Source organism: Ruegeria sp. BHSA191, from assembly GCF_059613325.1.
Map to the genome: position 1 here is coordinate 84,160 of NZ_JBXWSH010000012.1, position 24,754 is coordinate 108,913.

Genomic DNA, 24,754 nt, shown 5'->3' on the forward strand with positions numbered 1-24,754 from the left:
ATGTCGCGCTTGACGAACATAATCATGGCCGTGATCGGAACCGGGTTGATGATGGCCTTTGTTCTGGGCCTTGCCCACAGCATCTCGACCGGGTTTGCCGGGTTTTGGGGCGGGTTTCCGTTTCTGGTGATCGCGATCTTCGTGATCGCGCTGGCGCTGTACAACTTCTGGGAAGATGCCATCAAGAAGGACTGACGCCATGAGCGACAAACCCGTCCTGTGGCTTCCGCGTCGTGTGTCTGATGCAACGATCGCTCGGGCGCGACGCGACTATGAGGTGGTGCTGAACGACGCGGACACACCCGGCACAGCCGACGATATCATCAGGATGAGTGCGCAGGTCGATGCGATGATGCCCTGCCATTCCGAGCATTTCACTGCCGAGGTCGTAGCCCAGTTGGATCCGCGGCTGAAGATCATCGCCAACCACTCGGTGGGTGTCGATCATTGCGATCTGGCGGCGCTTGCCGCCCGTGGAGTCGTGGTGACCAATACCCCGGACGTTCTCTCGGACGCCACGGCCGAGCTGGCGATGCTGTTGATGCTTGGGGCTGCCCGCCGTGCGGTCGAGGGGGACCGGTTGGTTCGTAGCGGCGGATGGAACAGCTGGAGTCCGTCGTTCATGGTGGGCAAACAGGTGACCGGGGCCCGCCTGGGGATCATCGGTATGGGGCGCGTTGGGCGGGCTTTTGCAGCCAAGGCCCGCGGATTCGACATGCAAATCCACTATTTCAACCGCACGCGCTTGTCACCGGACCTGGAGCAGGGCGCAATCTATCATGCCAGTCTCGACAGCTTGCTACCTGTTGCGGATTTCCTGTCCTTGCATTGCCCCGCGACGCCGGACACCACGAACCTGATGAACGCCGAGCGGGTTGCCGCTTTGCCGGATGGCGCCGTGCTTGTGAATTCGGCGCGCGGCGCGCTGGTGGATGAGGATGCCCTGCTGAACGCGATCAAAAGCGGCAAGCTGGCGGCGGCCGGACTTGATTGCTTTGCAACCGAACCGGGCGGAAACCCGGGTTTTGCGCCGTACGAAAACATCTTCATGCTCCCGCATATCGGAAGCGCCACGACCACGACGCGCGATGCGATGGGGTTTCGTGCTCTCGACAATCTGGACGCTTTCTTTGCCGGCAAAACCCCTCGGGATCTGGTGTAAGGCGACCTGAAGGCTGCGGATGTCTCGATCATTGCCGCAGTTCAAAGCCGGGAAGTGTTCCCGTTCGGATCGGTCTGACGCTTCTGGGCGACCGGCCCGGTGGTTTCGCGCGCGATGAAGCGGGCCGAGATCTCGGAAACGGTGGCAGGCATGTCCGGATCATTGATCCGGTCCAGCAAGGTTCGTGCCAGTCTGCGGCCCAGCTTTTTGGGCGAAACCGCCATGGTGCTGAGGGCCGGGATCGCGACCGAGGCGTCCTCGGTATCGTCAAATCCGATGATCGACACGTCGCGCCCGGGCTCCAGGCCGGCGCGCATCAACCCGTAACAGGCACCCAGGGCGACCATGTCGCCGTTGCAGACGATGGCGGTCACCTCGGGATGGGCGTCGCGCAGCTTCAGCATCTGCTCCATCCCCGCGCGCTTAGTATCGGGCGAGGGCCAGATGACAGGCGCGGCCAGCGATCTGGCCTGAACGGCGCGTTGATACCCGGCGATCCGGTCCTTGCGGACCGGGTTCATGCCGGTGCCGCCGAAAAACGCGATGTGCCTGTGGCCCAGGTCGGCCAGATGATGCGTGGCCGTTTCGGTCGCCTCAGCATTGCGGATGCCGACATGGTCGAAATCGGGGCTGATGTGACGCAGAAAGGTCACCGTGGGAACCCGATGGGTGCGCAGCAGGTCCAGCGTCTGCGCGCTGGTTTCCAGCGCAGGTACCCACAGCAGGGCGCCGCGCCCGTTGCGGATGAAATCCCGCAGTTGCCTGCCCTGACGGTCCGCGTCGTCGCGTGTATCCAGGATAGAAACCAGATACCCCTCGGCCTCCAGCAACTCGACCGCACCACTGACCACTTCGGCGTTGAACGGGTTTGCGAACTGGTTCAGAACGAACCCGATTTCCCGGTTCTCGCCCGACCGCATCGACGCCGCGCGCGAGTCAGTGACATAGTGCAAGGCCTCGGCCGCCTGCAGCACTTTCTTGCGGGTCTGCTCGGAAATCCGTCCGGTGCCGCGCATCACCTGGCTGACCGTCGGGATCGAGACTCCGGCGGCTTTGGCGACACTGGCGAGGGTGGGTTTGGCGGGCATTACTCGGACTTTTGGTATATCGTTGCATCATCAAAATGCCCAACCCGCATGGGTATTGCAACTTGCAATTCCTGCGAACTTCAAAACATCGGGCCAACCGATTGGCAAAAATTCGTTGACGTAAGATATATCGTTATACCATGCTGACCGCATCGCTTGGGGTGAGTCGCTGCTCGACACGCACAGCAAACCGACCCCACCAGGCAGAACGGGCGAAAGGCCCAATCGAAACTCTGGGAGGAGTCCATGTCAATTCAATCCAAGCTGGTCGGTGCCGCATCCGGCCTTGTTCTGGCCCTGGCCACAAACGTGGCGCAGGCCGAGGTTCTGTTCTGGTCGACGCAGGCCAAGCCGGTCGAAGAGGCGCAGGCCATGCGCGAACAGGTTCTTTCAGGCTTCGAGGGTGGCGTGGACTACCAGCCCAATGACGGCGGCCCCTGGCTGACGCGTCTGCAGGCCGAATTGCAGGCCGGCTCGGGCACGATCGGCGTGCTGGGCGCACTGCATGGCGACTTCTCGGCAATGAACCCCGATGATCTGGTCGACCTGGATGATCTGGGTATCGCTTCGGCCTCGGACACGTTCAACGAACTGGCCAAGCTGGGTACTAACAGCCTGCAATACATCCCCTGGATGCAGGCCAGCTATATCATGGCGGCCAACAAGGAGGCGCTGCAGTACCTGCCCGAAGGTGCCGACATCAATGCGCTGACCTATGACCAGTTGATCGAATGGGCCGCCAACGCGCATGAGGCTGCGGGCGAGCCGAAATTCGGCTTTCCGGCCGGACCCAAGGGCCTGAAGCACCGCTTCTTCCAGGGTTATCTGTACCCGTCCTATACGAACGGCGTGGTGCGGACCTTTGCCAGCGATGAAGCCGTAACCGCGTGGGAAAAATTCCGCGAGCTGTGGGCACATACCAACCCGGCCTCGACCAATTTTTCGTTCATGCAGGAACAGCTGCTTTCGGGCGATGCCTGGATCGTGTTCGACCACACCTCGCGTCTGGCGCAGGCCTTCAACGAGCGGCCTGATGACTTCGTGGCCTTCCCGGCCCCGGCGGGCCCGACCGGGCGCGGCTTCATGCCGGTTCTGGCTGGGGTTGCGATCCCCAAAACCGCACCGGACATGAAAGCGTCCAAAGCTCTGGTCGCCTACATGATGAAGCCGGAAACCCAGATCGCCACGCTGCGTGCCACCAACTTCTTCCCGGTCGTCGCGGTTGACCTGCCCGCGGACCTGCCGCCGGCCGTCAAGGCCGCAGGCGACGCGGTCGCCAAGATGAGCGGCTCGGCCGATGCCAACCCCGGTCTGCTGCCCGCGGGACTGGGCGACAAGGGCGGTGACTTCAACCGTGTCTATACCGATGCGTTCGAGCGGATCGTGCTGGCCGGTCAGGACATCCGCACCGTGCTGGACGATCAGAAAGGCGCGCTGGAGGCGATCATGCAGGAAACCGGCGCGCCCTGCTGGGCTCCGGATGCGCCTTCGGACGGTCCATGCCCCGTCGAATAAGGGTCTGACCTGATCCCGACACCGGGCTTGACGCGGGCCCGGTGTCCCCCGAACTCTCTGCCCGAAACCACCGGAACTTCCGCAAGGAAAGGAGCGATCAGATGAACGCTCGTGTGTTGCCCTATGTGCTGATCCTGCCCGTGACGGCGTTTCTGTGTCTGTTCTTCCTGTATCCTTTCGTTCTGGTCGCCAAACAGGCCTTCAACACCGGGGACGGATTCACGCTGGACAATTTCCGGCAGGTGGTCGGGTACTGGAAATTCCCGATCTCGTTGCAGAACACGCTGCTGCTGGCGGCGGCGGTGGTTCCAGTGCAACTGGCGCTGGCGTTGCTGATGGCCACCATGGTCAACAAGATGCAGCGCGGGCGCGATCTGGTGCTGTATGTGTGGACCATCCCGCTGGGTATCTCGGATCTGGCAGCGGGCATCATCTGGCTGGCAATCTTCGAACAGTCGGGTTTTTTGAACTCCATGCTTGCTGGGCTGGGCGTGGTGGACCGGCCGGTGAATTTCCTCAGCTATCAGCACCCCGGCGTGGTGTTCCTGGCCATAGCCCTGGCCGAGATCTGGCGCGCCACCGCGATCATGCTGGTGATCCTGGTGGCCGGGATCGGCCTGATCCCCAAGGAATATTACGAGGCGGCCGAGGTCTTTGGCGCCTCACCCTGGAAACGCTTCACCCGCATCACCCTGCCGCTGCTGCGCCCGTCGTTGCAGACGGCACTGGTGCTGCGCGTGATCCTGGCCTTCGAGGTGTTCGCCGTGGTGCTGGCCCTGGGCGGCACCCTGTTCCCCGTCCTCATGAGCGAAACCTACGCCTATCAGTTCGACCTGCTTGACAGCGGCGCGGCGGCGGCGATGGCGCTGATCATCCTCGCCATCTCGATCGGGTTCACCCTGATCATCCTGCGCGCCCTGCGTGTCCCGAAAGGAGCCACGATATGACGACCGTCACGACCGATGTCTCCGCGCCCGATACGCGCCGGGCCGGACGCTATGTCTACATCGCCGCGGTGGTGCTGCTGTGCGCCTGGGTGCTGGTGCCGCTATATTTCCTGCTGATCAACACGCTGTCCTCGCCGGAAACGGTGAACAGTTTCCCCAAGCCCTTCATCCCCGAATTCGACTTGGGCAGCCTGGGGTTCTTTGCGGGTTTCGCGGGCATCCTGACCGCGCTCAAAAACTCGATCCTGGTGGCCGGGCTGACGATGATCATGTCGATCCTGATCGGCGCGCCGGCAGGCTATGCCCTGTCGCGGTTCGACTTTCGCGGGAAAGAGGCGTTCCGCCTGCTGATCCTGCTGACCCGTGCCTTTCCGCTGCCGCTGCTGGCGCTGCCCTTGGCGGTGATGTTCATCCAGACGGGGCTGGATGACACGGTATTCGGCCTGTCCCTTGTGCACACCACGCTGGCGCTCCCATTTGCGGTGCTGATCACCTTTTCGCTGTTTTCCGGCATCCCGCTGGAACTGGAAGAGGCCGCTTGGACGCTGGGTTGCACCCGGCTGACCGCCTTCACCAAGGTGGTGCTGCCGCTGATCCTGCCGGGGATCACGGCCTCGGCCATCTTCGCCTTCGTGATCTCTTGGAACGAGGTGTTTGCCGCCGCCGTCCTGACGATCGAGAACCGGACCCTGACGGCCTTTCTGCTGCAGAACCTCGACACCTCCCCGCTGCATCTGAAATTCGCGGGTGGTTTCATCTTGGTCGTGCCGGCACTGATCTTCATCTTCGCCGTGCGCAAATACCTGTTCGCCATGTGGGGCATCGCCAACCGCTGACAGCCCCAAGGAGTTGGAATAATGGCAGAAATTCAAATAAAAAATGTCGCGAAACGCTTTGGCAGCTATCAGGCGCTGCACGACATCAACCTGACCATCAAAGACCAGGAATTCATGGTTCTGCTGGGGGCCTCGGGCTGCGGCAAGACCACTTTGCTACGGATCATCGCCGGGCTGGAAACCGCGACCGAGGGCGAGGTTTGGATCGGCGGGCGCCGGGTGGATCACCAGCCGCCCAAGGATCGGGGCATCGCCATGGTGTTCCAGAACTATGCCGTATTCCCGCACCTGACCGTGTTCGAAAACATCGGGTTCGGCTTGCGGATGCAGAAACTGCCCAATGACGAGGTCAAGCGCCGGGTCGAGCGCACTGCGGGCCTGATGCATATCGACCAGCTGCTGGGGCGCTATTCGGGCGAGCTGTCCGGCGGTCAGCGCCAGCGCGTCGCCGTGGCCCGCGCCCTGGCGATGGAGCCCGACGTGATCCTGATGGACGAGCCGCTGTCGAACCTGGACGCGCTGCTGCGGATGGAGATGCGGGCCGAGCTCAAAGGCGTTCTGGCCGAAAGCAACACCACCGCCATCTACGTCACCCACGACCAGGTCGAAGCCATGAGCATGGCCGACCGGATCAGCGTGATGCATCAGGGCAAGATCGTTCAGGCGGCCTCGCCGATCGAGGTCTACCGCAACCCGGCGGCCGAGTTCGTGGCCGGATTCATCGGCAATCCGCCGATGAACTTCCTGCCCGCCACTCCGACCAGAGACGGCAAATGGACAGTCGCGGGCCAGATCCTCGACGGGCCGTCCCGGACCACGCCGCTACATTTCGCCATCCGCCCCGAGGATCTGCGCCCGGCCGACACGGGCCTGGCCGCCACGGTCAAGGTGGTCGAACCGTTGGGCGCGCACCTTCTGGTCACCTGCAGCGTGGATGGCGCCCTGTTCCGCGCGGTTCTGGACAGCGATCTGACCGTCCGCCGCGGCGACACCCTGACCCTGGCCCCGCAGCCCGACCGGGTGCGCTGGTTCGACCCCGAAACAACCCTGGCCGTGGCCTGAGGAGCGCGCAATGAAACAGGATCTGATCGAACAGGCCCGCGCCGTTCTGGCCCGAAACGACCGGGGCGACTACACGGTGCCCACCCACGGCCTCTATCCGTTCCAGTGGAACTGGGACAGCGCGCTCAGCGCCCTTGGGTTCTCGCATTTCGACGAGGCCCGCGCCTGGCGCGAGATCGAGACCTTGTTCCGGCATCAGTGGGATGACGGCATGGTGCCGCATATCATCTTCCACGAGATGAATGACGGCTATTTCCCAGGGCCGGATGTCTGGGCCACGGGCCGCGCGGTTCCCACCTCGGGCATCACGCAGCCGGCGGTGGCCGGGTTCGCCGTGCGGCGGATCCATGCGCGGGCGAAGAACCGGGAGCTGGCCGATGCGCAGGCCCGCGCCCTGCTGCCCAAGATCCACGCCTGGCATCAATGGTTCTTCACGAACCGCGACCCGCAGGGTACCGGTCTGGTCGCCATCATTCACCCGTGGGAATCGGGGCGCGACAACTCGGTCGATTGGGATGCGGCGCTGGCCCGGGTCCCGACCGAGGGCGTGGCTCCGTTCCAGCGTCGCGACGTAGCCCATGCCAACCCGGCGCACAGGCCGACCGACGAAGAATACCGCCGCTATATCTGGCTGGTGCAACATTTCCGCGACCTTGGCTGGGACAATTCCAAGCTGCATGATGCCTCGCCGTTCCGGGTCGTGGACCCGGGATTCAACGCGATCCTGATCCGCTCGTGCCTTGACCTTGCTGCGCTGGCCGACGACTTGGGCGAGGCCGAGATCGCCAGCGCTTCGCGCGCCTTTGCCCAGGCGGGCATCGCGGCGATGGACGCCCTGTGGAGCGAGACCCGCGGGCAATATTTGTGCTTTGATCGGGCCACCGGGGCGCTGATCGACAGCCCCTCGATCGGCGGCTTGTTGGCGGCGTTCTGTCCCATCCCCGAGCGCCGCGCGCAGGCCATCGCCCAGCGGTTGGACGCCATCGGAGCCGCAGTCCCGTATCTGGTGCCCAGCCACGACCCGGCGGCCCCTGAATTCGACGGACTAAGGTACTGGCGCGGGCCGGTCTGGCTGATCGTGAACTACATGATCGCCGATGGTCTGAAACGCGCGGGCCAGACCCGGATCGTGCAGCGGATCGTCGACGACAGCCTGCGCCTGATCGAGCAAAGCGGCTTTGCCGAGTATTACGACCCAGTCACTGCCGAACCCTGCGGCGGCAGCAGCTTTACCTGGACGGCCGCGATGGTGATCGAGATCCTGAACGCGGAAACCACTCCGGCATGAACGGCGCTGCACCGGTCCCCGCCCAATGGATACCGGACTGACCGATGGCGGGACCGTCCATTGTTTCCGCCCCCGGGCAAGCGGACTGGGTCGAGCAAGCCCTTCTTGCGGAATTGCGGGCCACTGCGCCCCAAGGGGTCAATGACAGCATCACGCTGATTGCGCAGGACGGCGAGGGCCGGGTTGGCGGCCTGCATGGCGCCACCTCCTATGGGTGGCTGCTGATCAAGACCTTATGGATCGACCCGGCCCATCGACGCCGCGGTTTGGGTCGGCAGTTGCTGGACCACGCCTTTGACGAGGCGCGCCGACGCGGGTGTCATTCTGCGTGGCTGGACACATCAAACCCGGCCGCCACACGGTTCTATCAGGCTTCGGGCTTCGAGCCCTTTGGTCGCCTGGCCAACACGCACACGCAAAACCCGCCCGGACATTGCCGCTGGTTCTTGTGGCGCCCCTTGCTGTAGCCGTGGCCACGCCGCCCTCACAACCGTTTGGCCGGATCGAACACCTGTTGCCACCGCTGAGCATAGCGGGATTTATCTGCCTTAGGCGCAAGGGCGGGAACCACCGGAGGCGTACCCGCCAGAACTGCCTCGATCGATTTGCGCCAGGCCTTGGGATCGGATCCGCACGGAATCACACCGCTTGCCCCGATCCGGTCTCGCAGACCGTCGACCATGCTGACGATGACCGGACGCCGCGCCGCGCGCGCCTCATCCGCCACCAGCCCATAGGCCTCCCACCGCGAGGGCATCGCCACCACGTCCACGGTCCGATAGGCTTCGGCTGGGTCGTCGGCGTGGCCACGAAACTCAATCCGCTGGTCGCCTGCGGCCAAGGCCACAAGGCGGTCGCGCTGGCTGCCCTCACCAAAGATCACAAGCCGCGCATCGGGGTTGGGGCACATACGAAACCCTTCGATCAGAAGATCGAAGCCTTTCTGCGGCTCGAGCCGTCCGATCGCACCGATGACCCGGGCCACCTCGACCGGCCCGGCTGCGCGGGCAACAGCGCTTAGGTCAACCTGGGGCGAAATCACACTCAGCTTGGATGCGGGGGTCAACCGCCGTTCAGCCATCCAACCGGCCTGCGCCTTGCTGACGGCGATGACCTGATCGAACAACGAATAGGTCACGCGCAGCATCGCAAAGAACCGCCGCTTGTGCGGCACGTTCAAGGCGGTGAAAGACCGGGTATAGCTGTGCTCGACATGCACCAGCCGCGTGGTGGGATGCATCGCCCGCAAGGCCGAGAAGGCCGGCAGGCAGCGCCAGCCGGGGGCGATGTGGCACACGATGACATTGGCGTCGAAACTGCCCCAGCTGAAGGCGGTCCGCTTGACCGGGCGAACCTCTTGGTGGACTTCGCCGGCCAGTTCGGGCAGCTGCGCAAGATGGTCGAGCATACGCATGACTCCGCCGGCCGTGGTGTCATCAACAAGGTGAAGAACGGTGATCTTGGACATTTGAAAACCTCGGTTCAGATGGAAGTCTGGCGGCGCATGAGGCGACCGGCTTGAACAACAGGCGCTGGCCCGACCGCGCGCAGGGCTGCGGCTGCGATGATGGTGGTCAACGTTTTGGCGGGTTCTTCGATCAGGGGTCGGGCGCTGGTTGAAACCGACCGCTGCGCAAGCTCCCAAGCCTTGTGCGGATCCAGATTGCTGACTGCGCGGCGCGCAAGATAGCGCAGCTGATAGGCGCGCGCCGCCGCCTCGTGCCGGGCAAAGAATTCGGGGTTCAGCGGACGCAGCTTGTCGACCATCCGCTCCCACGCCTGCAACTGCCGGTCCAAAGCCGCCGACAGGCCGGTCGCGTGGATCCGGTAGCGGGTCAGCAACCCTGGTACGCCTGCGATTTGCCAATCCGTCGTCAGCATCAGCCGCAGCCAGCATTCGATGTCCTCGGATTGGCGGAAGGTTTCGTCGAAGACCCAGTCGCGCTTGGACTCGAACGCCGGACGGTAGGCCAGATCGAGCAAGGCGGATTTGCGCATCACCGCTGCCGATCCATTGCCGATCGGGTTGCGTTTCAGGACATGTGCCGCCGTTACGTCCCGCAGGCGCGGCGACTGGCGGACGCGCATCAGCCGACCACCCTCGTCAATCATGGCACTGCCGGAATAGCTGATCGCAAGGTCGGGTTCGGCCTGCAGGTGGCGCACATGGGTGGCCAGCTTTTCGGGCAGCCACAAGTCGTCGGCGTCGCAGAAGCCAACGAACTCTCCCCGCGCGGCCGCGATGCCGGTATTGCGCGCCCCGGCCAAGCCACGGTTTTCCTGCCGGATCAACCGCACTTTTGGGTCGGTCGCATGGGCGCGGGCAATGGCCCGGGTTTCGTCTTGCGAACCGTCATCCACGATGATGATCTCGAAATCGTCATGGGTCTGCGACAGAAGCGAGGCCAGAGTCTCGGCGAGGGTCGCGGCGGTGTTGTAGGCGGGAACGATAATGGATGCCTGGGGCATTTTGGGTCTCCTGGTTGGGATCAGCGGGCAAACAGCGCCTGACGGATCGGGCGGGGCAGGGCGGGGGCCAGTGCCGCGCCAAGTGCAGTGGGCACACCGCGCCGAATGGGGTTGAGAAAGCTGCGCGCACTCAGCGCCAGACCGGCGCGGGCATAGGCGCGGGCCATCGACGGTTCTGCCCCCAGACGCAGCGCGCGGCGGGCCAGATACCGCATGTAAATCGCCTCAGATGCAGGCGATGGTGAAACGCCATAGCGGGCCGCTGTTGCAACCGCCCTTGCGCGCCCGGCCCGCATCGCCTCGAGGTCCGAAGACAGACCGCTGCCGCTGGTCCGGTACCAGACCTGCAGGCGATCGACGCCGATGATCACGTGGCCGTCGCCTGCCAAGCGGATCAGCAGCTCGAGATCCTCGTTGTGGACCGCAGCCGGGTTCAGTCCGCCGACAGCAGCGAACACCTGGCGGCGCACTGCAAGGTTCGACATCGTGCACACCGCATTTTCCGCCAGCAGGTCTGGAATGGTCAGGGGATCGGTGGGAACCGTTGAGCGCGTCGGACAATCGCCGGGGGTTTCGGAAAAGAACCCGATCTGGCCAAAGGCCGCATCAATGCTGGTATCTGCAAACAACCGGTCCAATTGGGCCAGCTTGTCGGTGACCCACAGGTCATCCGCGTCGCAGAACGCGAGGATGTCGCCGGTGGCCACTGCCGCACCATGGTTGCGCGCAGAGCTGGGGCCGCGATTGGGGTTGGCCTCAACCCGCACCCGGGCGTCGCGCGCGCAAAATTGCCGGACAACTTCGGTCGTCTGGCGCGAGGGCTTGTCGCCCACGCAGATGAGTTCGAAATCCGCAAAGCTCTGCCCCAGCAGGCTATTCAGGGTGGCGGCAATGGTTGCCGCGTCATTGTGGAAGGGAACGATGATGGAAAACCGGGTCATTGGGCGCGCGCCTCCTGAATGATAGCAGAACCCCGCGGCAGCAGCGCCCAGGAAGCGGCCAGCATGATGGCGCTGCAGGTGCAGACGTACCCGACGGCGACGGGCATCAGGCCGAGCGGCGCCATCAGGGTAGTGTTGGCGATCAGGCCCACGGCCAGAACCGTGCTGACTCGTAATTCGGTGACGGGGCGGTTTTCCGACCGCAGCCACCCGGCGACCGCCGACCAGATCACCGTCGGCAGGGCCGCAAGGCACAGAACCGATACCACCGGGGCGATTTCGGCCCAGCCCTGTCCCAGCAGCAGCGCCACATAGACCGGGGCCAGTGCCGCCTGCAGCAAAACCAGCGGCGTCAGGATCAGCAGCGACAGGCCCAGCCCGTGGCGCAGCGCCCCGTGCTTGTCCTCGGCCGCGCACAGATGCGGGAACAGAACGACCGAGAAGGCTTGCGTGAACGAAGTGGCCAGCCCAAGGCCCGCATTGAAGGCCATGAAATAAATGCCAAGTGCCTCGGCGCCCATCATTGCGCCCACCACCAGCTTGTCTGCCTGCAGGCGCAGAACCTTGACCAGTTCGACGCCCAGAACGGCCCAGCCGTAGACCGCGAAAGGTTTCAAGGCTGCAAACCCGGCCCGACGATCAGGCGACCACCGACGCAGGCGGCGCATCAGCACCAGCCAGACAGGTGCAGTCAGCAGGCGCGGCAGAACCAATGCCAGAGGCGAGGCCCAGACTACCGCAAGCAGCGCCGTCAGGGCATTGGCCCCCACGACTTGCCCGCCGGCGATCGCGGCGGTCTGCTGCAGCTTGCCCTCGCGCATTGCCAGTGCGGCCTGAACCAGGCCCGCCGGCATGAACAGGTATTCCCCGGCCAGCACCGCCAACAGCATCGCCAGCATCGTGTGGCCCATGGCGAACAGCGCCGCCGCGACAGCCAGTTGCAGCAGGCACAGCCCCGCGCACCAGACCCAGAAGATGCGGTGCGCCGTGTTGCACCGCTGCGCCAGCTCCTCGGGCGGGGCCTGAATGATACGCTGGTTCACCCCGTTCTCGGTCAGCGCCTTGAGGATGTCGCCCGCCGCCAGAGCCGCTGCGGCCAGACCGATCGCTTCGGGGCTCAGGGTACGGGCAACGGCCACCACGACGACCAGCCGCGACGCCTTGGCCGCCACTCCGGAGGCGGTATAGACCAACAGGTGCCGCAGAAAACCGGATTGTGCAAAGCTGTGCGTCATGACGCCGTGATCCCGAAAAACAGTTGTTGGTTCCGTTTTACGGGTGGCCAAGGTCTGTGTCCCGGACGCGGTCGGACGGGGCAGAGGACCGTTCGGAGAGGGACCTATCCGAATGGGACAAGCCGTCATCCCGATGCCGGACTGACGCAGGCCGCGCGGCGGGGTTTATCTTCTGTGACAGATCAGGAGATGAAAATGACCATGAGTTTCAAGACTTTCCTTATTACGGCGGTCAGCGCCTCGACCCTGCTGGGGTGCAGCAGCATGCAGACCCCCCGCAACATCGAAGCCGTATCACGCGGCGAAAGCTATCAGGCGCAATACCGCGAACCCGGACGTCGGCGGGGCGACACGCCATTGTTGCAAGCCGCCGCGATGAACGGCCAGATCTGCATGCCGCAGGCCGGCGACCAGGGCGCACGTGCCTATGCGAAATGGTCTCAACCAGCGCTCAGCCCCTTGTTGGGCGAGAAACTCTCGCGCAACGACATGGTTCAGATCACCATCGAAGGGGATGATCTGCTGAGCGACGCTTATGTCGTTTCGCGTGACGGAGACCTCAAGCTGCCCTACCTGCCACCCGTGCGCGCCCAGGGCCGCACCACCGAGCAGGTCGAACAAGAGGTGGCCCGCGTTCTGGTTGCGGCCCAGTTCTATGACGCCGAACCCCGCGTAACCGTGAGGGTCAGCGATTTTGCCTCGGTGACCGTGGGTGTGCGCGGCGCGGTGTTCGAGCCGCACTCGGTCGAGATCGGCGGTGTTCCGGGCGATTCCCTCGACCGTCGGCGCCAGGGCGCGCTGGGGGCCTCGACCGAAGGGCGCAACCTGTCGGTGGCGCTGCGGGCCGCGGGCGGGGTGCGGCCGGATGCCGATCTTTCGGCGGTCGAGCTGCACCGTCAGGGGCGCATCTATCGCATGGATCTGCGCGGCGTGTTCGAAGGATCGGACCCGACCGACATCATGCTGCTGACCGGCGACCAGATCGTGGTCAACAGTCGCGGGTGCTTCCAGGACGCGCTGATGCGCCCCAGCCCGATCAGCCCGCCCGGCGTGACGCTTTACATGTCGAACCTGACCCAACCGGCCGCGGGCAACGCCCAGTCCGCCATCGGGCGCGACGTGCGCGAGGTGCCGTATGGCACCCGGTTCCTGCAAGCCGTGGTCGACAGCAACTGCGTCGGCGGGTCGAAGACGACAAACGCTAACCGCAGCGCAGTGCTGTTCACGCGCAACCCCGTGACCGGATCCTCGGTCGTGATCGAGCGCAATATCGAAAAGCTGCTGCGTCGCGGAGACCGCGACGACTACGATCCCTATGTTCTGCCGGGTGATGCCGTTGCCTGTTACGACAGCAAGGTCACCGGAGTTACCGAAATCGCCCGGTCGCTGGGCATCGTCGGGGCCGCGGTTCTGCTCAGCCCTTGACCGCACCGGGGGCGGGCAGCGCAGCTTTTGCCCGCTCCCATACTGTGGGCAGACCGCACAACAGGTCAGTGACTTGCTGACGGTCTGCGGATTTTGCGGCCATCTCGACTGCAATCAGCGCATCACGGAACCCAATCGCACCAAAGGTCGCCGCGCTTCCCGCCAGCCTGTGACACTCCTGCGCGACCTGGTGCAGATCGGCTTCACCGGCCTCCAACTGGGCAAGTTGCGCGACGATGGCATCCCCTTCGGACAGGTATTTGGCAAGCAGCTTATCAAACACGTCGGCGCCAAGGCTGGCGCGCAGATCGCCGATGTGATCCGCTTCGTCCTCGGGCTGGATCAAAGCGTCGGGTTCGGTGACCGCCCTCAGGGCCTTGCGCAAGGCATCCAGGGCAATCGGCTTGCCGACAAAGGCCGTCATCCCGGCGGAGCTAAACTCGTCGACCGCATCAGGCAGCACGTTGGCCGAAACGGCAATGATCGGTATGTCCGCCGAAGGCCCTCCCCCGCTGCGGATGTGGCGCGTCGCAGTCGGGCCGTCCATGACCGGCATACTGATATCCATCAGGATCACGTCGAATCGATGCGCTGCCGCCGCGTCCACGCCCAGTTGACCGTTCTGGGCAACCGTCACCCGGTGGCCGTCCAGTTTCAGCATGTTGCAGATCACCTCGCGGTTGATCTCGTTGTCCTCGACCACCAGCACGTCCAACGGCTGGGCGTGCTGAACCTCTGGCTGGTCGCTGTCAACGTTGGCGTCCAATTCCGCGTCCTGCAGCGGCAGGCGAACCCAGAACACGCTGCCCTCGCCGGGCGTGCTTTCGACGCCGATCTCTCCGCCCATGGCCTGAGCAAACCGACGTGCGATGCCCAGTCCCAGACCGCTGCCCCCGGTGGCTCGACCGATGGTTGGATCACTGGTGTGGAAATCATCAAAGATCACGTCGACCTCATCCGAGCCAATACCGTTGCCCGTGTCGATGATGCGGAATTCAAAGATGTTGACCCCCGCAGAGGGGCCAGGCTCGGTCACTTCGACCTCGATCGAAATCCGGCCGTTTTCGGTGAACTTGATGGCATTGCCGACAAGGTTCAGAAGAATCTGCCGCAACCTTTGGGCATCGGCGGCGACGCAGGGGCGCGCCTCGCCCACCCATTGCCAAGAGATAGAGTTCCCCCGCGATGCGGCGTTGCCGCTTTGACCGTCCACAATCTCTTGCAGGATGTCGTTCAGGTCGGTCGGCTGCAACGCGACCGACAGTTTCCCGGCCTCGAACCGGGCGATGTCCAGAACGGAGTCGACGTGGCTCAGGAGGATCTGGCCCGAGATTTCCATGTTCTCGACGAACCGCGCCTGTTCGCGGGTGGTGCGGGTGTTCTTCAACAGCGTGAGGTTGCCCAGCAGCCCGTTCAGCGGCGTGCGGATTTCGTGGCTCATCACGGTCAGGAAATCGGCCTTGGCCTTTTCACCGGCCAGGGCTTGGTCGCGGGCATGGATCAGTTCCTGCTGCGCCGCCACCCGCTGCGAGATGTCACGGACAAAGCCAATGATGATTTCCTGATCACCCGCCCGGGCCGATTGCAGCGCCAGTTCGACCTGGAACTGCTCGCCATCCGCGCGCATCGCCTCCAACTGGACCCGCCCCTTACCGACGACATGCCGTTCTCCACCAGCCTGCATACGTTCCATGCCGGCACGATGAGCCGCGCGCAGATGCGGCGGCACGATCAGGTCACCAATCGCGCGACCCCGTGCCTGATCTGCCGTATAGCCGAATATTGCCTCGGCAGCTGGGTTGAACTCGATCACGTCGCCCTTGGAATCGACCACGATCACCGCGTCCAACGAGGTGGAGAGGATCGTGTTCATCCGTTCATTCGCCTGCCGCAGCGCCCTGCCGCGGCGCGTGGCGCGCTGGTTGACCACCAGAAGATAGGCGCTGACGGCACCCAAGGTCAGAAGCAAGGCTCCCGACAGAATCGCCAATCGCAGAAGATTTGCGGCGGTCTGGGTGCGCTGCTGGTCCGACTCGGTGGCAAAATACGAGATGCCCGAAACGGCCAACGTGCGGACATGCGGACCGATCTCAAAGGCGGCGCGTTTCAGATCGTCCAGTTGTTCGGCCAGCTCCGCATCCGGCCCGTCGATCAACGGGATTGCGGCGTTCAGGTGCTGGGTCACCCGCTCCAACGGCAAGCGGAACCGGTCATCCTGGCGCAACGGTTGAAACACACGGGATTGTGCCAGCGTATCGACACGGCTGTAGAACAGGTCGAACCGCCGGCGCACCAGATCCAATGTGCCATGTTCCGCGTCCTGGGCCGCCGACGCAGTTTCCAGAGCGTTCAGGTAGGACAGATAGTCAACCTCGACCTGCGACAGCGTCCATTGGACATTGTCCGAAAGCGCCGCCCGCCGGTCGTTGAAATCTGTAAACACCTGCGCCGACAGCCACGCTACCGCGACCAGACCTAATAAAACGCCAAAGCCGATGAGCCCGAAGACCCATCGGCGTCGCAAAATGTGCGTGCCGGTACCGCTCAATCCGAGCCCCATCGATAGTTCACTGCGCTTTACTCATTACTGCACTCGGTCCGGTTGCAAGCTATTTAACGACCTCGAGGCGATCGAGTTGCCAAATGCTGCGCGAATAGGTCACCTCGGTCTGGTATTTCGGGTCGCTGTCATAGGGGTAGACGATCCACAGCGGGCCCTTCTGCCGGCGCGACATCTCGGCGCCGTCCATCTCATAAGCCACGATCGGGTCGCTTTCAGTAACTGAGTCTATCGGGATTTCAACCGCATAGTCGTTGATCGCCGTGGCGCGGATCATGCGGCCATCTGCACCGACAGCCTCCAGCAGGACCGACAACGGCACGCCGACAAAGGTGTTCTCACCTTCGGTCCAGATCGTCGAGGTCGCAAAAGTCCGCGCGGGCAGGGCTTTCAACATGTCCATGTCGAACCGCGCTCCGTCCTCGGCTCCGGGCCGAGTCAGGTTGCCGGTGATCGTCAGAACCACCTCTCCGGTGGGTTCGGCCAGATCCTTAGCCTGTGCCTGGCCCAAGGTCAGAACCATTGCCAGAGCTGCAAGTAAAATCCGCATGTCATTCTCCTAGTGTCCATCTGCACAAGATCAGAAAGCTTAGCAGGGCAACAGACGGGCATCGGGATAAGCACCTATCCGAACGGATAGGTGCCCTTCGTTACGCGGCCGGGCGCAGGTGGCCCATGCGCTGCGCCATGATCCGCTCAAACTCTTGGCGCAGCTCTGACCGCTGCAGGGCAAAGACCGCGGTGGCCTCAAGATACCCGGCGACCGAGCCGCAGTCGAAGCGTTCACCCGCGAAGGCATAGCCCGAGCAGCCAGCGGTTTTGATATCCGCAGCGATGGCGTCGGTCAGCTGAATTTCATTTCCCGCACCCGGTGCCTGGCCGGCCAGACGACCAAAGATCGACGGCTGTAGGATATACCGCCCGACGATGCCGAAATTTGACGGCGCCTGCTCGGGGTTGGGCTTTTCAACCAAGCCGCGCAGGCTCTGCACACGCCCGGCCTGCAGAGCGATATCGACCACCCCGTAGGACCCGATCCTGTCGGACGGCACGGATTGGGTCGCAACCATGTGGCCGTTTTGGTCACAATAGCTTTGGACCATCTGTGCCAAGGCTGGGCGTCGGGCGCTGATGACGTCATCGGGTAGGATCACGACAAACGGCTCGTTGCCCACACATTCGCGCGCCAGCGACACAGCATGGCCCAATCCACGGGGCGCGTCCTGCCGGACAAAGCAGTATTTGCCATCCTCCAGATCGGCGCAGCGCAGGTTGTTCAACAACTCGGTTTTACCACCATCCTTCAACTTGCGTTCAAGCGCCGTATTCCGCCCAAAATAGGCCTCCAGCGCGGTTTTCTCGGGCGACGTAATGAAGATGAACTCTTCAATCCCGGCCGCGCGCGCCTCGTCGACGGCATATTGGATCAGCGGGCGGTCGATCAGCGGCAGCATTTCCTTGGCCACGGTCTTGGTCGCGGGCAGAAACCTTGTGCCCAGTCCGGCGACGGGAAAGAAGGCTTTGCGAATCTTGGTCATATCAATTCTCCTTGGGTTTTCTCAGTAGGCGCCGCGGCCGGACACGACGGCCCGCACGGTCATGGCAATCAGCATCAGATCCAGAAGGGCCGAGCGGGACCGCACATAGGCCGTGTCCAGGTCAATCATCCGGTCGAAGTCGATGGCGGCCCGGCCCGACACCTGCCACAGGCCGGTGATCCCGGGGCGGACGGCCAGGCGTTCAAGCGCGCGCGGCGGGTATTTGGCGACCTCCTCAGGCAGGGCAGGGCGCGGTCCGACGATCGACATGTCGCCCTTGAGGACGTTGAGGATTTGCGGCAGCTCATCCAGCGAGAAGCGGCGCAGAAGCTTGCCCACCCGTGTCACACGCGGATCTTGACGTGCCTTGAAGCACACGCCTGCGCGGTCGGACTGCGCCAGCAGGCTGGCCCGTAGTGCTTCGGCGTCGGTGGTCATCGAGCGGAACTTGTAGACGGTGAAGGGAACCCCGTTCCTGCCCACTCGCGTCTGCCGGAACAGGGCCGGGCCGCGGCTGTCCAACCGGACAAGCGCGGCAATTGCCAGCATTGGAAGGGCCAGAACCGTCATGGCCGCCAGCGCAACGGTCAGGTCAAGACTACGGCTGGGCGTCAGCCCGCCGAGAGCCTGGGCGACGCACCGTCCCAGAAATTCGAAATTTCCGATCAGATAGCGGCTGGCCATGCGGCGCGGCTCCATCGCCAGCCGCCACGCCCATTCCATCCGGGCCCGCCGCACGATCCCGGGGGCCCGCCGGACGTTGCCCGCCAGAAAGTCGAACAACGCGCCGACACCCAGCACCAGGTTTGGGTTCAGCCGTGCGCGGTGCCGCGTAATCCACAGTTCTTGCAGCGGAACGCCCATCGCCACCAGCAGGATATCTGCGCCGGACTGGTTGATCTCGTCCAAGGCTACGTCCGCCCGTTCGATGCCCCCAAACCCGTCGCGGGAACCGGCAATCCTAAGGCCGGGCGCCATGTCTTGCAGGCGCGCTGCTGCGGCCTGTGCGGTGCCGGGCGTTCCGCCCAGCAGATAGACCGACTGGCCCAGCTTGGCCGCGCGCCGGACCAGGCGCGGGACAAAGTCGGTTCCGTTCAGGTTCTCGGCCAGGCGTTCGCCCTGCATCGAGGCAGCAAGCTCGACACCGATCCCGTCGGGCAGGACGAGGTCGGCTTGCGTCAGGGCTGCTCGATATTGGTCATCCTTTGCCCGGACATTCGCGCAATGCGCATTCAGGAAAAAAACGGTTCGGCGGTGACCGTCCAAAAGCGTGTTGATGACCGGCCCGGATTCTGCATTCACCACCGGCTGCCCAAGGATTTCGGTGATCGGCAGCGCGGTGCCGGGCGTGGTGTGTGCGCCTTCGAAAAGGGCGTTTACGGCTTGGAAGTGCATGGAACTCTCCGAACATGAATTGAACTGTTGCCCTAAACCTGTCCGCGGTGTCGGCACCGGTACAGACGAGCATCAGGAGAGTTGGCGGAGAAATCGGCTGATCGGCACGGCCCGGATGCGGCACCGCCCGGAAATCCGGCCAGTTGCTCCTATCCGATCGGGTATCTGCCTGTCCGTTCGGTAGGCTTCACCGCCGATCATCAATGCTCTATTAACCTTTTCAGGTCTGGGTGGAGGCACATGGAGTTCATTGATGAAAGTTCTTATCGCCGACGATCACGATCTGGTTCTGGACACGCTTGTCGCCTTCATTGAGGCCACGGGCGGGATCGAACCCACCACCAAGCCGGATTTTGCGACCGCAAAGGCCAAGATCGAATCCGAGGGTCCGTTTGATCTGGTTCTGCTGGATCTGAATATGCCGGGCATGAACGGGCTGAGTGGGCTGGAAACCTGCATTGGCATGGATCGCGCGCGGCATGTGGCGCTGTTCACCGGCGATGCCTCGCGCGGTCTGGCCGAACGTGCGCTCGAACTGGGGGCCGCCGGGTTCGTGCCCAAGACCCTTCCGGCCAAGTCGCTGGTAAACGCCATCCGTTTCATGGCCATGGGTGAGCAATATCTGCCCGTCGGTTTCATGAGCGCCGAGCAGCCGAACGACTCCCATCCGATGGCCAAAAAACTGACCGAGCGCGAGCGCCAGGTCCTCAAGGGTCTGACCGAGGGCAAGTCGAACAAGGAGATCGCCCGCGATCTGGACCTGTCCGAGCCGACGATCAAGCTGCATGTGAAAACGCTGTACCGCAAAGTGGGTGTCAGCAACCGGACCCAGGCCGCAATGGCCGCGCGCGAGGCGGGCCTGTTCTGACCCACGCCCATCCTTTCGGATAGGGGGCCTGTCCCAACCCGCCCCAGTCTAACCCATTGCGCAGCGGAAAGCCCATGCCGCCCCGGTCTATCACTTCTTTGAGAGAGGATGTGATATGCCGAACCAGATTTCCGACAACCATCAGCCCCTTGCGCCCAACCGTTGCTGGGACTGGGCGCGCATCAGCCGCAGCGACATCCGGTCGCTGGGTTGGCGGCGCGTCCTCAAGGGTGGGCGGTTGACCGATGCCGGACGATTGCCGCGATATGTTGCGCTTTTTCTTCTGGGGTCCAGCTGCATCTGGGCCCCGATCAGCGGGTATCTGGCAACCGCGCCGGTCAAATACGCATCCCACGCCTCGTTGATCCTGCCGGGATCGGGCGCGTCGGCCTCGGTCAATCTGGCAAATATCGGGCAGGCCTCGTCCTACGCCAATTCAGCCTTTGCCAACGGGTCGATCAGCCCCACCGAAACCTACAAGCGCCTGCTGTCTGCGGATCGCATCCTGGATGCGGCGGCGCGCGCCGTCGGCGCGGAACGCGATGCGTTCGGCAAGCCGCGCATCCGCCTGGTGGACCAGACCAGCCTGATCCATATCGAAATGGAGGCCGCCAGCCCGGGGGACGCGCAACGCCACGGCGATGCCCTTGTCGCTGCGTTCTTTGCCGAGATCGACGCCTTGCGCGCGGACGAAATCGCCACGCGCGAAGCCAGCAACAGCGGCGCAATAGAAGACTATCAGCGCTCGGTTCGTGAAACCCGCGCTGCGATCGAGCAGTTGCAGCGGCAGAGTGGGCTGCTCTCTGCCGCCCAATACCGTGAGCAGGTGGCCGCCACTGACCGTGCGCGCCAAACGCTGCGGGCCGAGGAAAGCACGCTGGCCCGCCAGGCCGAGCGCGTCGCGGCGCTTGAAGTGGCGCTGGATCTGCCTCCGGATGCCGCTGCGGTGACGCTAAAGCTGTACGCCGACGCGCAATACATATCGCTGCTCAAGGATGTCTCGGCCGGCGCGGCCAAGCTGGCGCAGGCCGATGCCAATTACGGGCCGCGCCATCCGGTCTATCGCACAGCGCGGGAGGAATATGAAGGCGCACGAAAGGTTGCCGTCCAACGCGCGGCCGAGGTGACCGGCCTGTCGGTCGAGCAGCTCTCGGGTCTGGACCGCGCCCCCGAGGGAGAGCGCGCGCAGTTGCTCAGCGAGCTTGTCCGCGAAAACGCCCTGCGCGCGGGGCAGGAGAAGCATGTAAAAACCCTCGCCGCACAGGTCGCGGCCGAAACTTCGCGCCTGTCCGCGCTGGCGCCGGTGGCCGCCGAACTTGAAGACCGTCAAAGGGATTTTGCCGTGGCCGAAGCCGTTTTTGCCTCGGCCATCGCCCGGTCGGAATCTAAAAAGACCGATGTCTATGCCTCGTACCCGCTGATCCAGGTGCTGGAAAATCCGTCGCTGCCGGACCGGCCGTCTTCACCCAACAAGAAGCTGTCGATCGCGGCCGGGATTGCCGCCACGTTGATGCTTCTGATCGGGCTGACGCTGGCATGGGTCCGTAACCCGCTGATCTCGCGGCTGTTGAAAACCACAGGCGAGAACAAGGCATGACCCGGGCCGAGCCGCAGAACCCGGCCGAGCGGCTTGTCTGGTGCGCGCTGGTCTGGACATGGCCGTTCTATGCCATCGGCGCGCTCTATGTCGTGGGGCCGGTGCTGGGATGGTGCTTGGCGGGGTTGGCGGCGCTGGCCTTGTATCTGGGGCCGGCGATCCGTCCGGATTTGCGGGCCACCGGGCCGGTTCCGGCGCTGGCTTGGCCATGGATGGCCGGCATGCTGTTGATGCTGTTTGCACTGTGGGCCGGCCATCTGGATTGGGGGCTGGGGCTGAGCAAGACCATCAAGTCCTCGATCGGCTGGGCCAAGGGCTGGGCGCTTATTCCATTGTTCATCCTGGCCGGGGCCGTGCTGCCGATCCGGCGCGAGGTTCTGGTGCGGGGCCAGTGCAGACTGGGGCTGTGGACCCTGTGCCTTGCGCCCCCGCTGTTGGCGGCACCTTATCTGGGCCTGCCCAGCCAGATCTTCACCTCACCGCTCAAGGCGGTAGGTGGGCCGGGGCCCGAGTATTTCTCAGTCTATCTCTACACGATCGACCCGGCCAGTTGGACGCCCCGGTGGCAGTTCTTCGCGCCCTGGTCGCCATTTGCCGCCCTGCTGGGGGTATGCATGGTCCTGTTCGCACTCGAAGAACGGCACCGGGGATGGATGGCCGTCGGGCTGAGCGCGGGTATTCTCATGATCTTTGCGTCGAAATCCCGCATGGGGCTGGTCGGGCTGGTGGCCTGCACGCTGGGGCCGCGCCTTTTGCCGCTGGTGGCGCGCAGCGTCGGATGGTTTCTGGTGTCGGCCGTGGCGACGGCGTCCGCTGCGTGGGGGGCCGCCGCGATCGATCTCGGCAATCAGGCGCTGCAGAATTTCAAATCGGCGCGCGCCGACAGCACACGCGTGCGCGAAACCCTGCAACGCATCGCCTATGAACGCTGGCAGTCCGACGCGGTGCTGTTTGGTCACGGAACGGTTCAGCCCGGTGCGCATTTGGTCTAATACATGCCCATCGGAAGCCACCACACCTGGTACGGCCTTCTGTTCGTTAAAGGCATCACCGGTTTCGTAGCGTTTCTTGTCCCCTTCGCCGTGCATTTCGGCGTGGTGATCACCGACGCGGTCCGCTCAGCGCGGGGACGGCTGCCGCTGGGCCTATTGACGACCCTTCTGCTGCTGACCTTCGGCGAAAACATCGAGATCGAGGCCTATCTGCTCTGGCCCGCGCTGCTGATGCTGGGGTGCCACCTGCGCGAAATGGCAGAGGTCCGGGCTCAGCCGAGCGCGTAACCGGCCCCGCGCACGGTGCGGATCGGGTCATCCCCCCCACGCACCGTCAAAGCTTTTCGCAAACGCCCGATATGCACATCGACGGTCCGGGTATCCACGTAGATATCGCGCCCCCAGACCCGGTCGAGCAATTGTTCGCGACTCCAGACCCGGCCCGGCTTTTCCATGAAGGTCGACAGCAGCCGGAACTCGGTCGGACCCAGCTTGATGTCCTCGCCCGCGCGGGTCACACGGTGCGTTTCGCCATCCAGAACGATGTCATCGTATTCCAACCGCTCGCCCACGGCAGCGGGGCGGGTCCGCCGGAACTGGGATTTGACCCGGGCCATCAGCTCGATCACCGAATAGGGCTTGGTGACATAGTCGTCGGCACCGGTTTCCAGCCCCCGCACCTTGTCGACCTCGTCGGACCGGGCCGACAGCATGATAACGGGGATCGCACGGGTGGCCGCGGTCATCTTCAGCTGCCGGCAGATCTCGATCCCGGAAACGCCGGGCAGCATCCAGTCCAGCAAGATAAGGTCGGGCGGGGCCTCTTTGATCTGCAGCAGGGCTTCGTCGCCGTTCTCGGCCTGTACGACCGTGAACCCCTCGGCCTCAAGATTGTAGCGGATGATCTCGCGCTGGGACGGCTCGTCTTCGACGACAAGGATCGTAGGGGTGGGCATCACCGGACCTCGGTCATTTCCGTTGGTGTCTGATCCTGACGTGGACGATCATCATCCGGTAACTCGCCGGCGATCAGGTAGATCGTCTGCTCGGCGATACCGGTGGCGTGGTCGCCGATCCGCTCAAGGTTCTTTGCGACAAAGTGCAAGTGCATGCCTGCGGTGATATTGGCCGGTTTTTCCATCATGTGCGTCAGTAGGGTCCGGAACACGTTGTTGTAGACCGAATCCACCTCGGCATCGCGTTCACGGATGCTTTGCGCCGCGTCCAGATCACGCTGCATAAACGCATCCAGTGCGTCGGCCAGCATGGCCTGGACCAACTGGGCCTGGCGTGCGATCGCCGCGGTCACCTCGTCCAGGCTGGACGATGCCGCGATGGTGATGGCGCGCTTGGCGATGTTCTTGGCGTGGTCGCCGCTGCGTTCCAGTTGATTGGCGATGGTGAAGGTGGCCAGAACCACGCGCAGATCGACGGCGGTGGGGGCACGGCGCGCTATGATGTTGGCGGCCTCGGTCTTCACCAGCTCTTCCAACTCGTCGATGCTGCGGTCGGCCTTGACCGTCCGTTGGGCCAGATCCACATCCCGATCGCGCAACGCGTTGATTGCATCGGACAGCCCGGTTTCGACCAGCCCACCCATGCGCATCAGGTGTGCCTGGACGGCCTCCAATTCCGTGTCGAAGGACCGGACGATGTGCTTTTCCTTCATGGCTTCGTCGGTCATCCGATCCTCCCGGTGATATAGGATTCGGTGCGGGGATCTTCGGGCTTGGTGAAGATCTGGCCGGTGTCACCGTATTCGACAAGGCTGCCCAGGTGGAAAAACGCGGTTTTCTGGCTGACGCGGGCGGCCTGCTGCATCGAATGGGTCACGAT

22 protein-coding genes and 2 pseudogenes are annotated in these 24,754 nt (G+C 63.8%); 12 read left to right on the forward strand and 12 right to left on the reverse strand.

The features are described from left to right. Both AC2FNS_RS12760 and AC2FNS_RS12765 read left to right on the forward strand, forming a co-directional pair. Complete coding sequence (locus AC2FNS_RS12760) at nucleotides 1–195, forward strand: hypothetical protein (RefSeq protein ID WP_496685534.1); 195 nt, start codon at nucleotides 1–3, stop codon at nucleotides 193–195. 4 nt (nucleotides 196–199) lie between these two features. Next, nucleotides 200–1,162, forward strand: a complete 963-nt coding sequence (locus tag AC2FNS_RS12765) for a 2-hydroxyacid dehydrogenase (protein ID WP_496711981.1) — start codon at nucleotides 200–202, stop codon at nucleotides 1,160–1,162. A 41-nt stretch (nucleotides 1,163–1,203) separates the two neighbouring features. Here AC2FNS_RS12765 and AC2FNS_RS12770 read toward each other — a convergent pair whose 3' ends face one another. Further along, nucleotides 1,204–2,250 (reverse strand): LacI family DNA-binding transcriptional regulator, encoded by a 1,047-nt coding sequence (locus AC2FNS_RS12770; protein WP_496711983.1) that lies wholly within the window; start codon nucleotides 2,248–2,250, stop codon nucleotides 1,204–1,206. A 246-nt stretch (nucleotides 2,251–2,496) separates the two neighbouring features. Here AC2FNS_RS12770 and AC2FNS_RS12775 point away from each other — a divergent pair, with 246 nt between their 5' ends. From AC2FNS_RS12775 to AC2FNS_RS12800, 6 genes are all read left to right on the forward strand, one after another. Then, nucleotides 2,497–3,765: an ABC transporter substrate-binding protein gene (locus AC2FNS_RS12775; RefSeq protein WP_496685540.1), complete on the forward strand. Its 1,269-nt coding sequence runs from the start codon at nucleotides 2,497–2,499 to the stop codon at nucleotides 3,763–3,765. Between the two features lie 101 nt (nucleotides 3,766–3,866). Continuing rightward, the gene (locus AC2FNS_RS12780; RefSeq protein ID WP_496711985.1) at nucleotides 3,867–4,712 is read left to right on the forward strand and encodes a carbohydrate ABC transporter permease; all 846 of its coding nucleotides are present in this window, start codon (nucleotides 3,867–3,869) and stop codon (nucleotides 4,710–4,712) included. After that, nucleotides 4,709–5,548, forward strand: coding sequence for a carbohydrate ABC transporter permease (locus tag AC2FNS_RS12785; protein ID WP_496683710.1), 840 nt, complete (start codon nucleotides 4,709–4,711; stop codon nucleotides 5,546–5,548). The genes AC2FNS_RS12780 and AC2FNS_RS12785 overlap by 4 nt, the downstream gene beginning before the upstream one ends. 21 nt (nucleotides 5,549–5,569) lie before the next feature. Beyond that, a complete protein-coding gene (locus AC2FNS_RS12790; protein WP_496711987.1) occupies nucleotides 5,570–6,610 on the forward strand; it encodes an ABC transporter ATP-binding protein in 1,041 nt (346 codons plus the stop codon). A gap of 10 nt (nucleotides 6,611–6,620) precedes the next feature. Next, complete coding sequence (locus tag AC2FNS_RS12795; protein ID WP_496711989.1) at nucleotides 6,621–7,898, forward strand: amylo-alpha-1,6-glucosidase; 1,278 nt, start codon at nucleotides 6,621–6,623, stop codon at nucleotides 7,896–7,898. Between the two features lie 44 nt (nucleotides 7,899–7,942). Next, nucleotides 7,943–8,365 carry a GNAT family N-acetyltransferase gene (locus AC2FNS_RS12800; protein ID WP_496797780.1) on the forward strand — a complete coding sequence of 141 codons (423 nt, stop codon included), beginning with the start codon at nucleotides 7,943–7,945 and terminating at the stop codon, nucleotides 8,363–8,365. A 17-nt stretch (nucleotides 8,366–8,382) separates the two neighbouring features. On the opposite strand, the gene AC2FNS_RS12805 is transcribed toward AC2FNS_RS12800, so the two are convergent. Genes AC2FNS_RS12805 through AC2FNS_RS12820 form a run of 4 tightly spaced genes read right to left on the reverse strand, consistent with a single transcriptional unit; the run spans nucleotide 8,383 to nucleotide 12,543 of the window. After that, nucleotides 8,383–9,366: a glycosyltransferase family 4 protein gene (locus AC2FNS_RS12805; protein WP_496742532.1), complete on the reverse strand. Its 984-nt coding sequence runs from the start codon at nucleotides 9,364–9,366 to the stop codon at nucleotides 8,383–8,385. Between the two features lie 14 nt (nucleotides 9,367–9,380). Continuing rightward, on the reverse strand, nucleotides 9,381–10,367 hold the full coding sequence (locus AC2FNS_RS12810) for a glycosyltransferase family 2 protein (RefSeq protein ID WP_496742531.1): 987 nt from the start codon (nucleotides 10,365–10,367) through the stop codon (nucleotides 9,381–9,383). A 20-nt stretch (nucleotides 10,368–10,387) separates the two neighbouring features. Continuing rightward, a complete protein-coding gene (locus tag AC2FNS_RS12815) occupies nucleotides 10,388–11,308 on the reverse strand; it encodes a glycosyltransferase family 2 protein (protein WP_496742530.1) in 921 nt (306 codons plus the stop codon). After that, nucleotides 11,305–12,543 carry an oligosaccharide flippase family protein gene (locus AC2FNS_RS12820; protein WP_496797779.1) on the reverse strand — a complete coding sequence of 413 codons (1,239 nt, stop codon included), beginning with the start codon at nucleotides 12,541–12,543 and terminating at the stop codon, nucleotides 11,305–11,307. The genes AC2FNS_RS12815 and AC2FNS_RS12820 overlap by 4 nt, the downstream gene beginning before the upstream one ends. Before the next feature lie 195 nt (nucleotides 12,544–12,738). Between AC2FNS_RS12820 and AC2FNS_RS12825 the strand changes: the two genes are divergently transcribed. Further along, a complete protein-coding gene (locus tag AC2FNS_RS12825) occupies nucleotides 12,739–13,968 on the forward strand; it encodes a polysaccharide biosynthesis/export family protein (protein WP_496797778.1) in 1,230 nt (409 codons plus the stop codon). On the opposite strand, the gene AC2FNS_RS12830 is transcribed toward AC2FNS_RS12825, so the two are convergent. The 4 genes from AC2FNS_RS12830 to AC2FNS_RS12845 all read right to left on the reverse strand — a co-directional run bounded on the left by AC2FNS_RS12830 (nucleotide 13,958) and on the right by AC2FNS_RS12845 (nucleotide 19,461). After that, entirely contained in the window at nucleotides 13,958–16,516 is a 2,559-nt protein-coding gene (locus tag AC2FNS_RS12830) for a hybrid sensor histidine kinase/response regulator (protein WP_496797777.1), read from the reverse strand. The genes AC2FNS_RS12825 and AC2FNS_RS12830 overlap by 11 nt on opposite strands. Nucleotides 16,517–16,577: 61 nt before the next feature. Next, entirely contained in the window at nucleotides 16,578–17,078 is a 501-nt protein-coding gene (locus tag AC2FNS_RS12835; protein WP_496685562.1) for a putative pterin-binding protein, read from the reverse strand. A gap of 100 nt (nucleotides 17,079–17,178) precedes the next feature. After that, nucleotides 17,179–18,066 (reverse strand): UTP--glucose-1-phosphate uridylyltransferase, encoded by an 888-nt coding sequence (locus tag AC2FNS_RS12840; RefSeq protein ID WP_496797776.1) that lies wholly within the window; start codon nucleotides 18,064–18,066, stop codon nucleotides 17,179–17,181. 21 nt (nucleotides 18,067–18,087) lie between these two features. After that, nucleotides 18,088–19,461 carry a WecB/TagA/CpsF family glycosyltransferase gene (locus AC2FNS_RS12845; protein ID WP_496797775.1) on the reverse strand — a complete coding sequence of 458 codons (1,374 nt, stop codon included), beginning with the start codon at nucleotides 19,459–19,461 and terminating at the stop codon, nucleotides 18,088–18,090. Nucleotides 19,462–19,714: 253 nt separating this feature from the next. Here AC2FNS_RS12845 and AC2FNS_RS12850 point away from each other — a divergent pair, with 253 nt between their 5' ends. The 3 genes and pseudogenes from AC2FNS_RS12850 to AC2FNS_RS12860 all read left to right on the forward strand — a co-directional run bounded on the left by AC2FNS_RS12850 (nucleotide 19,715) and on the right by AC2FNS_RS12860 (nucleotide 23,206). After that, a complete protein-coding gene (locus AC2FNS_RS12850) occupies nucleotides 19,715–20,329 on the forward strand; it encodes a response regulator transcription factor (RefSeq protein WP_496797774.1) in 615 nt (204 codons plus the stop codon). Nucleotides 20,330–20,444: 115 nt separating this feature from the next. After that, a complete protein-coding gene (locus AC2FNS_RS12855) occupies nucleotides 20,445–21,926 on the forward strand; it encodes a GumC family protein (RefSeq protein WP_496797773.1) in 1,482 nt (493 codons plus the stop codon). Continuing rightward, nucleotides 21,923–23,206, forward strand: a pseudogene (locus tag AC2FNS_RS12860) (O-antigen ligase domain-containing protein). Before AC2FNS_RS12855 ends, AC2FNS_RS12860 begins: the two are co-directional and overlap by 4 nt. Here AC2FNS_RS12860 and phoB read toward each other — a convergent pair. From phoB to AC2FNS_RS12875, 3 genes and pseudogenes are all read right to left on the reverse strand, one after another. After that, nucleotides 23,191–23,874, reverse strand: a complete 684-nt coding sequence (gene phoB, locus AC2FNS_RS12865) for a phosphate regulon transcriptional regulator PhoB (RefSeq protein WP_496684579.1) — start codon at nucleotides 23,872–23,874, stop codon at nucleotides 23,191–23,193. The pseudogene AC2FNS_RS12860 and the gene phoB overlap by 16 nt on opposite strands. Next, a complete protein-coding gene (phoU, locus tag AC2FNS_RS12870; protein WP_496711996.1) occupies nucleotides 23,874–24,602 on the reverse strand; it encodes a phosphate signaling complex protein PhoU in 729 nt (242 codons plus the stop codon). The genes phoB and phoU overlap by 1 nt, the downstream gene beginning before the upstream one ends. Continuing rightward, nucleotides 24,599–24,754 (reverse strand): annotated as a pseudogene (locus AC2FNS_RS12875) (phosphate ABC transporter ATP-binding protein); the annotation flags it as partial. The pseudogene AC2FNS_RS12875 and the gene phoU, both read right to left, overlap by 4 nt.